This window comes from Paraburkholderia sp. IMGN_8 (genome assembly GCF_038050405.1).
Lineage (GTDB): Bacteria > Pseudomonadota > Gammaproteobacteria > Burkholderiales > Burkholderiaceae > Paraburkholderia.
The window spans coordinates 1645708-1659389 of sequence record NZ_CP150900.1 but is presented as its reverse complement, the minus strand read 5'-3'; the positions used below and the strand labels follow the sequence as shown (position 1 = coordinate 1659389).

Annotated in this window: 10 protein-coding genes; 4 read left to right on the top strand and 6 right to left on the bottom strand. The window is 61.8% G+C overall.

The annotated features are described in order from the left end of the window. The first annotated feature begins 109 nt into the window (after nt 1-109). Nucleotides 110-1057: a patatin-like phospholipase family protein gene (locus WN982_RS07850; protein WP_341315165.1), complete on the top strand. Its 948-nt coding sequence runs from the start codon at nt 110-112 to the stop codon at nt 1055-1057. A gap of 143 nt (nt 1058-1200) precedes the next feature. Here WN982_RS07850 and WN982_RS07845 read toward each other — a convergent pair whose 3' ends face one another. From WN982_RS07845 to WN982_RS07825, 5 genes are all read right to left on the bottom strand, one after another. After that, entirely contained in the window at nt 1201-1866 is a 666-nt protein-coding gene (locus WN982_RS07845; RefSeq protein WP_341315164.1) for a C40 family peptidase, read from the bottom strand. Between the two features lie 138 nt (nt 1867-2004). Then, entirely contained in the window at nt 2005-3639 is a 1635-nt protein-coding gene (locus WN982_RS07840; protein WP_341315163.1) for a dipeptide ABC transporter ATP-binding protein, read from the bottom strand. After that, nucleotides 3636-4742: an ABC transporter permease gene (locus WN982_RS07835; protein WP_341315162.1), complete on the bottom strand. Its 1107-nt coding sequence runs from the start codon at nt 4740-4742 to the stop codon at nt 3636-3638. The genes WN982_RS07840 and WN982_RS07835 overlap by 4 nt, the downstream gene beginning before the upstream one ends. Next, nucleotides 4742-5779, bottom strand: a complete 1038-nt coding sequence (locus WN982_RS07830) for an ABC transporter permease subunit (RefSeq protein ID WP_341315161.1) — start codon at nt 5777-5779, stop codon at nt 4742-4744. Before WN982_RS07830 ends, WN982_RS07835 begins: the two co-directional genes overlap by 1 nt. A 42-nt stretch (nt 5780-5821) precedes the next feature. Continuing rightward, entirely contained in the window at nt 5822-7747 is a 1926-nt protein-coding gene (locus WN982_RS07825; protein ID WP_341315160.1) for an extracellular solute-binding protein, read from the bottom strand. 120 nt (nt 7748-7867) lie between these two features. Between WN982_RS07825 and fabI the strand changes: the two genes are divergently transcribed. After that, nucleotides 7868-8659: an enoyl-ACP reductase FabI gene (gene fabI / locus WN982_RS07820; RefSeq protein WP_341315159.1), complete on the top strand. Its 792-nt coding sequence runs from the start codon at nt 7868-7870 to the stop codon at nt 8657-8659. 120 nt (nt 8660-8779) lie between these two features. Here the strand turns inward: fabI and WN982_RS07815 are convergent, their stop codons facing one another. Beyond that, complete coding sequence (locus WN982_RS07815) at nt 8780-9127, bottom strand: hypothetical protein (RefSeq protein WP_341315158.1); 348 nt, start codon at nt 9125-9127, stop codon at nt 8780-8782. A 764-nt stretch (nt 9128-9891) separates the two neighbouring features. On the opposite strand from WN982_RS07815, the gene WN982_RS07810 reads away from it, so the two are divergent. Together WN982_RS07810 and WN982_RS07805 are read left to right on the top strand one after the other, a co-directional pair. Then, the gene (locus WN982_RS07810; RefSeq protein WP_341315157.1) at nt 9892-11178 is read left to right on the top strand and encodes an MFS transporter; all 1287 of its coding nucleotides are present in this window, start codon (nt 9892-9894) and stop codon (nt 11176-11178) included. Between the two features lie 19 nt (nt 11179-11197). Then, the gene (locus tag WN982_RS07805; protein ID WP_341315156.1) at nt 11198-13621 is read left to right on the top strand and encodes a glycoside hydrolase family 31 protein; all 2424 of its coding nucleotides are present in this window, start codon (nt 11198-11200) and stop codon (nt 13619-13621) included. Nucleotides 13622-13682 lie beyond the last annotated feature (61 nt).

Genomic DNA, 13682 nt, shown 5'->3' with positions numbered 1-13682 from the left:
ACCATACGAACCGCGATCGCCGCCGGCGATCCCGTCCGTTTGACTATCCGCCCGATCGCGGTACACGGTTACGCTGATTGCGCCGCCTGTGCCGTTGCTGGAGAACTCGTTGAAACCGTCATCCCCCCGCCTCGCCCGCCGCCATTTCTCGCTTGCAGCCGCTTCGGCGATGCTCGCCGCCTGCACCACGACGGGCGGCAAAACCGATAGCGCGCCGGTCGCCGCCACACCCACGGCAAGCACGCCGCCGCTCGACAAACCACAGCGGCCGATCCGCGTCGGCCTGGCGCTAGGCGGCGGCGCCGCGCGCGGCTTCGCGCACATCGGCGTCATCAAGGCGCTCGAGGCGCGCAACATCCAGGTCGACCTGGTGGCCGGCACCAGCGCCGGCTCGGTGGTCGGCGCGCTGTACGCGTCGGGGATGAACGGTTTTGCCCTGAACAAGCTCGCGCTGAGCATGGACGAAGCGTCGATCAGCGACTGGGCGATGCCGTTTCGCACGCGCGGTTTTCTGCAAGGCGTCGCGCTGCAAAACTACCTGAACACTACGCTCAACAACCGTCCGATCGAGAAGATGGCCAAGCCGCTAGGCATTGTCGCGACCGATCTGAAGACCGGCCAGCCGATCCTGTTCCAGCGCGGCAACACCGGCGTCGCTGTGCGCGCATCGTGCAGCGTGCCGTCGATTTTCGAGCCGGTGAAGATCGGCGGTCATGAATACGTCGACGGCGGCCTGGTGAGCCCGGTGCCCGCCTCGTTCGCGCGCAAAATGGGCGCGGACTTGGTGATCGCCGTCGATATCTCGCAGCGCCCTGAAAGCGGCCTGACGGCCAGCTCGTTCGACGTACTGATGCAGACCTTCACGATCATGGGCCAGACTATCAAGTCCTATGAGCTCGACAAGTACGCCGACATCGTGATCCGGCCGAATCTCGCCGCCATGAGCGGCAGCGATTTTTCGCAACGTAACGCGGCGATTCTGGCGGGCGAGGAAGCGGTGGCGAAGATGATGCCGGAGTTGCAACGCAAGCTGGCGGCGAGCCGCGCAGCGGTGTAACGCTCTTTGGCCGCCGCGCCCGCTACATCGGCCGGCGCGGCGGCGGCCAATGGCGGGATGCGCGCAACCAGGAGGTCCAACGCAAAAAGCCTGCTTCATTCGAAGCAGGCTTTTTTTCGCGCCGATATTGCCGGCGCGTCAGATCAGTTATTGCCGCCGATCGTAGCGTTCACGCGCTTCTTCAGATCCTCACCGTCCTGATAGGACGTCTCGATCCGGCGTGCACCGGTAAAGCGCTTTTCCCAGTAGCCGCTATCCATATCGTCGACGCGGATCGTGCTGCCCGTGGAAGGCGAATGCACGAACTTGTTGTCGCCGATGTAGATGCCGACGTGAGAGAACGTGCGACGCATCGTGTTGAAGAACACCAGATCGCCCGGCTTGAGGTCGCTGACGCGAACCTTCTCGCCGACGCGGCTCATTTCCTCGGCGCGGCGCGGCAGCGCCATACCGAGCGTGTCCTGGAACACGTAGCGAACGAAGCCGCTGCAATCGAGACCCGAATCGGGCGTATTGCCACCCCAACGGTAGCGAACGCCGATCATGTTCAGCGCGCCGACCACCACGTCGCCCGCTTTGCCGGCCATGCCGGACAGGAACGATTTGGCGCCGCCGTTGCTGTCAGGAGCGGGCGATTGCGGATTCTGGAAGGACAGGGAATTCGACCCGTTAGAGGTCGAATATGAGGCATTCTGATTAAAACTGCTTACTTCGTCGGCGAACGCGCCGGGAGCTGCTGCCATCAAGACGCCAATGAACATCCCGGCGACGACGCGCGTGCAAGCCTGGGTGAGATTTCTGTGCTGCATTGGTCGGTATTTTTTGCCTAAAAATCAGTGGGCTACGGAAAAAAGTTTGGTCGATACTAGCCAGTAAGTATTCGTGTGTCAAAACAAATAGAAAAATACAATCGAGACACGCACCCAATTGGTGAAAGGGGTGAAAAATCAATGGTCGAGCGCCGCTTTCAGCAGCTTTCGAGTGTAAGGGTGGGAAGGTGTCGCAAAAATCTGCTCAACCTCCCCGCTTTCAACGATCGAACCGTTTTGCATGACCGCCACTCGGTGCGCCATCGCCCCGATCACTGCCAGATCGTGGCTGATAAACACGAAGCCAAGGTTGTACTTGTGTTGCAACCCGGCGAGCAGCTTCAGCACTTGCTGCTGAATCGAAACGTCGAGCGCGCTGGTCGGCTCATCGAGGATCAGGATGCGCGGCTCCAGCACCAGCGCGCGCGCAATCGCGATCCGCTGCCGCTGGCCGCCGGAGAACTCATGCGGATAGCGGTACAGCACCGTGCGGTCGAGGCCGACCTCGCGCAGCACGGAAATCACCTTGTCGCGCCGCGCTTCCTGGGTCATCTGCGGCCGATGCAGCGCGAGCCCTTCGCCGACGATCCGCTCGATGGTCTGGCGTGGCGAAAGCGAACTGAATGGATCCTGAAAGACCACCTGCATGTTCGAGCGCAAAGCGGTCTGTTCGGCGCCGCGATAGGTGCCGAGCGCCTTGCCCTGAAACTCGATCTCGCCATGAGCGGTGCGTTGCAGACCGAGCAGCGCCATCGCGAGCGTAGATTTGCCCGAACCCGACTCGCCGACAATCCCGAGCGTCTCACCCTGGCGGACCGATACATTCGCATCCGCGACCGCGCGGAAGCGCCCCGCGCGAAACCAGCCGCTGAAACCCGGCAGTTTCGTTTTGAAATCGACCGAGACACCGCGGGCTTCGAGCAGCACCGGTGAAATCGGCAGCACCGGCACCACCGTGCGTTCAGGCCGGCTCGCCAGCAGCCGCTGCGTGTAGGGATGCTGCGGCGACTCGAACACCTGCTCGACCGGCCCGCTCTCGACTAGCGCGCCCCGTTCCATCACCGCGATCCGCTGTGCGAAGTGGCGCACAAGGTTCAGGTCGTGCGTGATCAACAGCACGGCCATGCCGCGCTTTTCCGCTTCGTCGCGTTGCAGTTCCAGTAGAAGGTCGACGATCTGCGCACGGATCGTCACGTCGAGCGCTGTGGTCGGCTCGTCGGCAAGCAACAGGCGTGGGCGGCACGCGAGCGCCATTGCGATCATCGCGCGCTGCCGCTGGCCGCCCGAGAGTTGATGCGGATAGCTGTTCACGCGCTTGCCCGGCTCGGTGATGCCGGTGCGTCCCAGCAGCGCCACCGCGCGCTTGCGCGCCTCGCCGGCGGCCACGCCGTCGTGCACGACGATGGTCTCCGCAATCTGGTCGCCGATCGTGTAGAGCGGATTGAGCGCCGTCATCGGTTCCTGGAAGATCATCGCAATGTCCGAGCCGCGCATGCCGCGCATTTCGCGCTCGCTTTTGGTGAGCAGATCTTCGCCGTCGAAACGGATCGATCCGCTCACCCGCGCGTCGCTCAACAGACGCAAAATCGACAATGCGGTCACGCTCTTGCCCGAACCCGATTCGCCGACCAGCGCGACCCGCTCGCCGCGTTCGATCGCGAGCGTGACGTCGCTCACCGCGACGGTGTCGCCGAACGTCACACGCAGACGATCGAGTTCCAGCAGCGGCGAGCTCACGCCTTGTTGCGTTTTCTGCTCCACAGCGGCGCTCACTGATTGCCTCCGGCACGCATGGCATCGGAGATTCGGGTGTCGAGCGCGTTGCGCAGCGCGTCGCCCATGAAGGTCAGCAGCAACAGCATCGCGACCAGCACGCCGAAGGTCGACAACGAGATCCACCACGCGTCGAGATTCGCTTTGCCTTGCGCGAGCAATTCACCAAGGCTCGGTGTCGGCGATGGGACGCCCAAGCCGAGAAAATCGAGGCTCGTCAGCGCGAGAATCGCACCGCTCATACGGAACGGCAGGAACGTGATGACCGGCGTCAGGCTGTTGGGCAACACGTGCCGCCACATGATCTGCCAGTTCGACAGCCCCATCGCCCGCGCGGCACGCACATAGTCCTGGTGACGATTGCGCAGAAACTCCGCGCGCACGTAGTCGGACAAACCGATCCAGCCGAACAGCGACAGGAGCACGATCAGCAGAATGAAACCCGGCTCGAAGATCGACGTGAAAATGATCAGCAGGTAGAGCTCCGGCAACGCGCTCCAGATTTCGATCAGCCGCTGCCCGACGATATCGATACGGCCTCCGAAGTACCCCTGCACGGCGCCCGCCGCAATCCCGAGCACGGTGCCGATCAGCGTCAATACCAGCGCGAACTCGACCGACACGCGAAAGCCATATAGCAGGCGTGCGAACAGGTCGCGGCCGCGGTCGTCGGTGCCGAGCCAGTTATCGCGCGACGGCGGCGCCGGGTTCGGCGCCTTTGAAAAGTAGTTCAGCGTGTCGTAGTAGTAGCGATTCGGCGGATACAGCGCGAAGTTGCCGGGCGTGTCGAATCGATGCTTGATATACGGGTCGAGGTAATCTGTCGGCGTCGGAAAGTCACCGCCGAAAGCAGTCTCCGCGTAAGTCTTGAACATCGGAAAATACAACTGCCCCTCGTAGCGCACCACCAGTGGCTTGTCGTTCGACCACAGCGGTCCGGCGAGGCTCGCCGCGAACGCGACCACGAACACAATCAGACTCCAGTAGCCCAGACGCTGCTGGCGAAAGCGCTGCCACACACGGCGCGCGGGCGAAGGCGACACGAATGCGCGAGCCGGTTCGGTACGCGGCGCCGCATCGGCTGGAAGGCGGGCTCGATTCATCAGCGCTCCAGTTGTTCGAATTGGATGCGGGGATCGACCCACACATAGCAAAGGTCGGAAATCAGCTTGGTGGCGAGGCCAATCAGCGTGAACAGATACAGCGTGCCGAGCACGACCGGATAGTCGCGCCGCACCACCGATTCGTACGACAGCAGGCCGAGGCCGTCGAGCGAAAAGAGCGTCTCGATCAGCAGGCTGCCGGTGAAAAACGCGCCGATAAACGCCGCCGGAAAGCCGACGATCAGCGGCAGCAACGCATTGCGAAACACGTGCTTCCACAACACGCGTTTCTCGGACAAGCCTTTCGCGCGCGCGGTCAGCACATACTGTTTGCGGATCTCGTCGAGGAAGGCGTTTTTCGTGAGCATCGTCACAACCGCGAAGCTGCCCACCACGGATGCCGTGATCGGCAACGTGATATGCCACAGGTAGTCGACGATCTTGCCGCCGAAGCTCAACTGCGCCCAATTGTCCGAGGTGAGATTGCGCAGCGGAAATAGTTGCAGGAAGGTGCCGCCGCCGAACAGCACGAGCAACAGCACGCCCAGCACGAAGCCCGGAATCGCGTAGCCGATCAGCACCACCAGACTCGTCGCGACATCGAAGCGCGAACCGTTGCGCACCGCTTTCGCGATGCCCAACGGCACCGATATCAGGTACGTGAGAAAGAAGGTCCATAAGCCGATACTGATCGACACCGGCAGCTTCGAGACGATCAACGACCACACGCTTTGATGGCGAAAATAGCTCTGGCCGAGGTCGAACGTAGCGAAACGCTTGAGCATCAAGCCGTAGCGTTCGAGCGGCGGTTTGTCGAAACCGTACAGCGCCTTCAGTTGCGCGATCTGCTGCGCGTCGACGCCGTTATGCGCGCGCAGGCCGAACGGCGAGCCGCCCTCCGCGCCTTTGCGCAGCTCGTGCTGCATCTGCTCGACCGGGCCACCCGGCACGAACTGGATCACGACGAAAGTCAGCGTCAGCACGCCGAGCAAGGTCGGGATCATCAACAGCAGGCGTTTAAGGATGTAGCTCCACATGGGCGGCGTTTCCGGTGCGAAGGCAGTGAGTGAATGGACGTTTTAGCGCGGCTGCGCATACCACCACGTCGACGTGATCCAGCCTTCCGCTGAATAGTACAAGGGTAGCGTCCGCGGCCATGCGAGACCGCGCTTGAACGCGACCCGGTGCGTCGCGCTGTACCAGTGCGGCACTACATAGTAGCCATGCATCAGCACACGGTCGAGCGCGTGCGTCGCGTCGACCAGTTGCTCGCGCGTCTGCGCATGCACGAGCGCATTCAGGATCGCATCGACGGCCGGCGATTTCAGGCCGACCATATTGTCCGAGCCGGTAGTGTCCGCGGACTTGCTGCCGAAGCGGTCGATCTGCTCCGAACCCGGCACCTGCACGTCCGGCATGCGGATCGTGGTTGTGTCGAAATCGTAAGCGTCGAGACGCTTCTGATAGACCGCGAAATCGGACACGCGAAAGGTCGCGGTGATGCCGAGCTTCTGCAGATTCCGGATGAAGGTTGCAACGATCGGCTCCATCGACGAGGACGAACCCGCATCGTCGAGAATCTCGAACTGGAACGGCTCGCCTTTGGCGTTACGCAACGCGCCGTCGCGATAGGTCCAGCCGGCTTGCTGCAACAATGCACGCGCTTGCAGCAGATTGGCGCGTAGCGAGCCGGGTGGATCGGTGTCCGGCTGTTTCGGCGGCGGACCGAACACGGCCGGATCGAGTTTCGCGCGCCACGGTTCGAGCAAGGCGAGTTCGCCTGGCGAAGGTAGCCCCTTCGCCTGCAAATCGGTGTTGGCAAAGAAGCTGTCGATTCGCGTGTACTGATTGAAGAACAACTGGCGGTTCAGCCACTGGAAGTCGAGCGCGAGATCGAGCGCCTTGCGCACGCGCACATCCTGAAACAACGGCCGCCGTGTGTTCAGCATGAAACCCTGCATGCCGGTGCCGTTATGTTGCGCAAACTCGCGTTTGATCAGCTCGCCGCTATCGAACTTCTTGCCGACGTCGCGCCGCACCCAATTGCGCGCGACATACTCGACAAGCGCGTCGTACTCGCCTGCCTTGAACGCCTCGAGCCGCGCCGTGCCATCCGAATACAGCTTGTAGACAATGCGCTCGAAGTTGTTCGTGCCCACGCGCACCGGCAATGCCGCGCCCCAATAATTCGGATCGCGCCGGTACGTGATCGTGCGGCCGTTGTCGTACTGTTCGATCAGATAGGGCCCGCTGCCGATCGGTTTTTCGAACGCCAGTTGATCGAACGCAATCCGGCTGCCGTCCGGCTTCATCCCCCACTTGCGCGAGAACACCGGCATGCCGCCCGCCAGCAACGGCAGCTCGCGATTGCGCTGATGAAACTCGAAGCGGATCGTCTGCGGATCGACCACCACCGCACGCGTAATTTCGCCGAAGATCGCCGCGAATTGCGGTGCGGCTTGCGGACTTTTCAATGTGTCGAGGGAAAACTTGACGTCGTCGGCGGTGACCGGATCGCCGTTCGAAAAGCGCGCGCGCGGATTGATATGGAAGGTGGTCGACAGGCCATCGGGCGCGATCTTGATGTCGTCGGCGAGCAGGCCGTAGGCGGAAGCCACTTCGTCGCTGCTGCCGGTCGTCAGGCTTTCGAACAGCAGACTGACACCCGGCGCGGCATTGCCGCGCAGCGTGAACGGATTAAATTTATCGAAGCTGGTGAGCCGGCTCGGATTGGCCAGCACCAACGTGCCGCCCTTCGGTGCGTCCGGATTGACGTAGTCGAAGTGTTTGAAACCGGCCGGATATTTCGGCTCGCCGTACTGGGCGATCGCATAGACCGCATGGGCCTGCGGCGCTGCGAGCAATGCCCACGCGCTGCACAGTGCGATGGCGAACCTCGCCCCGAATGAACGCGGCACAACCGGTAAATCGACACGCGAGAGCCTGTGAATCATGCTGCACCGAAATGCACGAGGCGTTTGAACCCATCGCGAGCCAGTTGTCATAGGGGCCTTGTTGGTCAGTGGGCGATTGCAATGTGAGAGAATTCTACCTAATTAAACTCGCATAATCCGCATACGCGCGTCTGCGACGTGCGCGGCGCACAGACCTTATTAGGAGAATTCATGGGCTTCCTCGCTGGTAAACGAATCTTGCTGACCGGCCTGCTGTCGAACCGTTCGATTGCATACGGCATTGCGCAAGCCTGCAAGCGCGAAGGCGCCGAGCTGGCGTTCACGTATGTCGGCGAGCGTTTCAAGGACCGCATCACCGAGTTCGCAACCGAATTCGGCAGCGACCTGGTGTTCCCGTGCGACGTCGCCGACGACGCGCAGATCGACGCCCTCTTCGCGTCGCTGAAAGAACACTGGGACGGCCTCGACGGCCTCGTCCATTCGATCGGCTTTGCGCCGCGCGAAGCAATTGCCGGCGACTTCCTCGACGGCATGACGCGCGAAAATTTCCGCATCGCGCACGACATCTCCGCGTACAGCTTCCCGGCCCTCGCCAAAGCCGCGCAATCGATGCTGACGCCGGATGCGTCGCTGCTCACGCTGAGCTACCTCGGCGCCGAACGCGCGATCCCGAACTACAACACGATGGGTCTCGCCAAGGCATCGCTCGAAGCGAGCGTGCGTTATCTGGCCGTGTCGCTCGGCGCGAAAGGCGTGCGCGTGAACGGCATTTCGGCGGGCCCGATCAAGACGCTGGCCGCAAGCGGCATCAAGGGCTTCGGCAAGATTCTGGAATTCGTTGAAGGCAACGCACCGCTCAAGCGCAACGTGACGATCGAACAGGTCGGCAACACGGCGGCGTTCCTGCTGTCGGATCTGGCGGGCGGCGTGACGGCGGAAATCGTGCACGTCGACAGCGGCTTTAACGCCGTGGTCGGCGGCATGGCAGCCGTGGCCGAATAAATGTGCTTGCGTTGACGCGAGTCGACGGCCCGGGGATTTTGCTCGGGCAATAAAAAAACCGCCCTTTTCCGGGCGGTCTTTTTTCGACTCGATTACCGCTACTGCGGCACCGGACTCGGCTTAGTGCCAGCCGCGGCGATTGTCGTAGTGGTCGCGACCGTAGTCATAGCGACCCGGCGGATGACGGCGATACCAGTCGTCACGCGCCCAGTAGCGGCGGCCATCCCAATAGCGGTCGCCGTGCCAGCCGATCACGACAGCCGGGCCGCCGTAGTACACCGGCGCCGGTTGATAGACGACGGGCGGCGGCGGGGGCGGCGGCGGTGCATAGACCGGAGCCGGAGCGACGTAGACCGGCGCAGGAATGCCGATGTTGACACCGATGTTGAGCCCACCGGCCAATGCAGCGCCTGACGCACCCAACGCGAAAACCCCGATCAGAAGTGGAACAAGACGAGCGGACTTCATTGATCACCCTTTTGGAGAATGAGTGTTGTTGGGCGAAATATAGCGCAAGGCCACGTTCCGCGTATTTCAAGGTTGTAATAACTGATGCACAAGATCGCACAGGTCACTGCGCGGTTACGTCTCGTTACAATAGGCAAGCGATGGTGAAGAAGGCGTGACGATCCAGGAGCGCCCGTTCGTCAGCAGGCGCACCGCACCGTCAGCCGGTGTTGCGCGGCAATTCAGTTCGCTCCTCTCTCGGGCGACAAGGAATCCAGGTGACTGCCTCTCGACCTGCGGCACATCGCCAACGGCATTTCCAGCCCCTCACAACCAGTAGGACATCGAAGTATTGTTGCAGCAGGCAACGTACGCTCGATAGTCGCCGGAATGTGCCTGCCTCATGCCCCCTCAATAGCACGCCGGTCACTCCCCGATCGGCGCGGCATGTGCCATAGGGCCACGTGTCGCCGTATAGCGCCTCCAAGCCCAGTCGATCATCTGGATTTTGTTCACGTGAAACGAACATTTGATGTTCGAAAGAACATTTACACAACATCCCGATGTGAGCAGTCATCAGACTTCTTTGTCTTCCCACATGACACAAATTGCCTGTTTCTACGACTATTTCAAGAAAATCATCGTGTTATTCCATGGTTTTCCCTGGTAGTCCAGCACCATCGAAGTGATACGATGACTGACACATAAACAGGTAAATGTTCGAATTCGCGCATATCTGCCTTTCCCACCGGACAGACGGCAGACACATTGGGTAGGAGACAAAGTTGAAAACAATCATCGGTTTGCGCTGGTGGATCATCGCGCTCGTGTGTGCTGGGACGATCGTCAACTATTTGTCGCGCAACGCACTCGGCGTGATGGCGCCCGAGTTGACGAAGCTCATGCACATGAGCACGCAGCAGTATTCATATGTGGTCGGCGCGTTTCAGGTCGGCTATACGCTGATGCAGCCCGTATGCGGCCTGATCATCGATCTGATCGGTTTGCGGCTCGGCTTTGCCCTGTTCGCCTGCCTATGGTCGATGACTGGCGTGCTACACGGTTTCGCGAGCGGTTGGCTGTCGCTGGCGGCATTGCGCGGGCTCATGGGTCTGAGCGAGGCCGTCGCCATTCCGGCAGGCATGAAGGTTGTCGCCGAATGGTTCCCCAATCGCGAGAAGTCCGTGGCGGTGGGCTACTTCAATGCGGGCACGTCGCTCGGTTCGCTGCTCGCTCCACCGCTCGTCGTCTTCCTGTCGTTGAGGTACGGCTGGCAGAGCGCGTTTGCCGTAACGGGGGCGCTCGGCTTCGTCTGGGCCGCCGCCTGGTATCTGCTGTACCGCTCGCCGAGAGAACACGCGCGCATCAGCAAAGTGGAACGCGAGACGATCATCAGTGGCCAAACCCCGCCCACACCGCAACGGCGCAGCATTCGCGAAGTACTCCGCACGCGCCGGTTCTGGGCTATCGCACAGGCGCGCTTCTTCGCGGAACCGGCGTGGCAAACGTTCAGCTTCTGGATTCCTCTCTACCTCGCGACCCAACGCCACATGGATCTGAAGCAGATCGCACTGTTCGCGTGGCTGCCGTTTCTCGCCGCCGACCTCGGCGGGCTGTTCGGCGGCTATCTGTCGCCGTTCCTGATGAAGCATTTGCGCGTGCCGCTGATCTGGTCGCGTATTGCGGGCGTCGTGCTCGGCGCCTTCATGATGATCGGACCGGCATGCATCGGACTGGTCGCCTCACCGTATCAGGCGATCGCGCTCTTCTGCGTGGGCGGCTTCGCGCATCAGATGATCTCGGCGCTCGTGAATACGCTGGCAGCCGACGTGTTCGACCCCAGTGAAGTCGGCACCGTGGCCGGCTTTGCGGGAATGTCCGCGTGGATCGGCGGCCTCGGTTTTTCGCTGCTCGTCGGCGCGCTGGCCGATTCGATCGGCTACACGCCGCTATTCGGCGCCCTCGGCGCTTTTGATCTGATCGGCGCCACGTTGCTGGTGATTCTGATGCGCGGCGTGTCACGCGACGCGCTACCGCGTCAAGTCGATAAGAGCACCAGCACTGCAGCTTGACCTCACTTCAAGACATATCATGAGTTCATTGAAGAATCTGAAAGATCGACCGCGCTTTTCGTTATCCGCTCGCACCGGCAACCACATCGTTCTGAGCGCGCAAGCCAACTGCAGGATCGAACTGTTCGTTCTCGCCGACGACATCATTCGCGTGCTCGTCTTGCCGGATGGCGAGCCGCACGGACCGCGGACCTGGGCCATCGCGCCGGGCGCGGACGACGTTCCGCTCGAAGGCCGCGAGCGCCGCGACATGAGCGGTTTCACCCCGCCTTCGTTCGACCTGTCGAGCGACGCAGGGCACGTTATCGTCGAGACGGCGCGCATCCGCCTGAGCGTCGCGCTCGATGGCGGGTTCTGCTCGTGGGACATCCTGCACGGCTCGACATGGCATCGCGTGATGAGCGATCGAAACACGCAGGCGTATAACTTCGGCTGGTGGGACGCGCGCGTGTATCACTACATCGAGCGCCGTCCCGGTGAGATGTATGTCGGCCTCGGCGAGCGTGCCGGTTCGCTGGATCGCGCGAATCAGAGCTATGAACTGCGCAACATCGATGCAATGGGCTATAGCGCACGCACGACAGATCCGCTCTACAAGCACATCCCGTTCTACGTGACGTGGCAACCGGACACATCGACGGGATTCGGTCTGTTCTACGACACGCTCGCCGACTGCCGCTTCGATATGGGCCGCGAGCTCGATAATTATCACGGGCACTACCGGCACTTTGTCGCCGAGCATGGCGATCTCGACTATTACTTCATCGCGTCGGCGGGCACGCCCTTGCATGCGGTGCGCCGTTTTACGTGGCTGACCGGGCGTCCGGCCTGGATGCCGAAGTGGGGGCTGGGCTATTCCGGCTCGACCATGAGCTACACCGACGCGCCCGATGCGCAGCAACGGATGGGCGAATTCATCGAGCGATGCAACGAGCACGACGTGCTGTGCGATTCATTCCATCTGTCGTCGGGCTATACGTCGATCGGTGCGAAGCGCTATGTGTTCAACTGGAACCACGAGAAGTTTCCGGATATCGACGGCTTCGTGCAGAGCTATCTCGAGCATGGCGTGCGTCTGTGCGCAAACATCAAGCCTTGCCTGCTGCAGGATCATCCGGCGTTCGACGAAGTGGCGCAAGCCGGCCTGCTGGTCGAGTCGCGTGACGGCAATCCGGCGTGGGTGCAGTTCTGGGACGAAGTCGGCGCGTATCTGGACTTCACGAATCCCCACACCATCGAATGGTGGAAAGCGCGCGTAAAAGACAGCCTGTTGAAACACGGTGTCGCGGCAACCTGGAACGACAACAACGAATTCGAGATCTGGTCGCCCGACGCCATGGCCCAAGGCTTCGGCCAACCGTATCCGGCGCATCAGGCAAAGGTGCTGCAAACCCAACTGATGATGCGCGCGTCGCGCGACGCGCAGCGTGAACACGCGCCCGAGCGTCGGCCGTTCCTCGTGTCCCGTTCGGGCGGCGTAGGGATGCACCGCTATGTACAGACGTGGTCCGGCGACAACTACACGTCGTGGGAAACGTTGCGTTTTAACCTGAAGATGGGTCTCGGGCTCGCAATGTCCGGTGTGTCGAACAGCGGGCACGATATCGGCGGATTTTCCGGACCTGCGCCAGGTCCGGAACTGTTCGCGCGCTGGGTCGCCTTCGGCATCTTCCTGCCGCGCTTCAGCATTCACTCATGGAACGACGACGGCACCGTCAACGAACCCTGGATGCATCCCGAAGTCACGCAACAGGTGGCCAGTCTGATCAAGCTGCGCTACCGGCTCATTCCCTACCTGTACGAATTGCTATGGCAATCGCACTGCGCCTACGAGCCGGTGTCGCGTCCGATGTTCGCGGAGTTTCCGCACGACCCGCGCTGTCTCGTCGACGGCGACGACATGATGCTCGGTTCGTCGATGCTGGTCGCACCGGTCGTCGAGGCGGGCCGGTCGACGCGCGACGTTTATCTGCCGACAGGCGCGCGTTGGGTGTCGTACTGGAGCGGTGAAGCGTTTGACGGCGGTCAGACGGTGAGCCTGCCCGCCCCCTTCGACCAGCCAGTGGTATTGCTGCGAGAAGGCAGCGTGATTCCGTTGAACATCGCTGAACAACATTTCGGCCGTCCAGCCGATGAGCGCGCGTTCATCGCCGTGCCATTCGCGAGTACCGGTACCGCTAGCGGCGGCTGCATCGAAGACGATGGCGAAAGCGAAGCCTGGCGCACAGGCGCGCAAGGCCGCTGGAATGTAACGATCACGAGCGATGCGAGCACCTTGCGCATTTCGGTCGAGCGCGAAGGCTGGATGCAGCAGCCGCAGCCGGAAATCCGGATCCTCGTGCCGGCGGACGAAGTGCGCTCAGCCGTCTGCGTTGGCCGTGCGCTGCTGGCCGACCACACTGCCGACGGCTGGCGATGCCTGACGATTTCCATGGCCCACTGAGAAACCATGCATAACTGACCTGAAGGGCAAAGGTCACACTTCTAATCCGGAGACCCGCAGA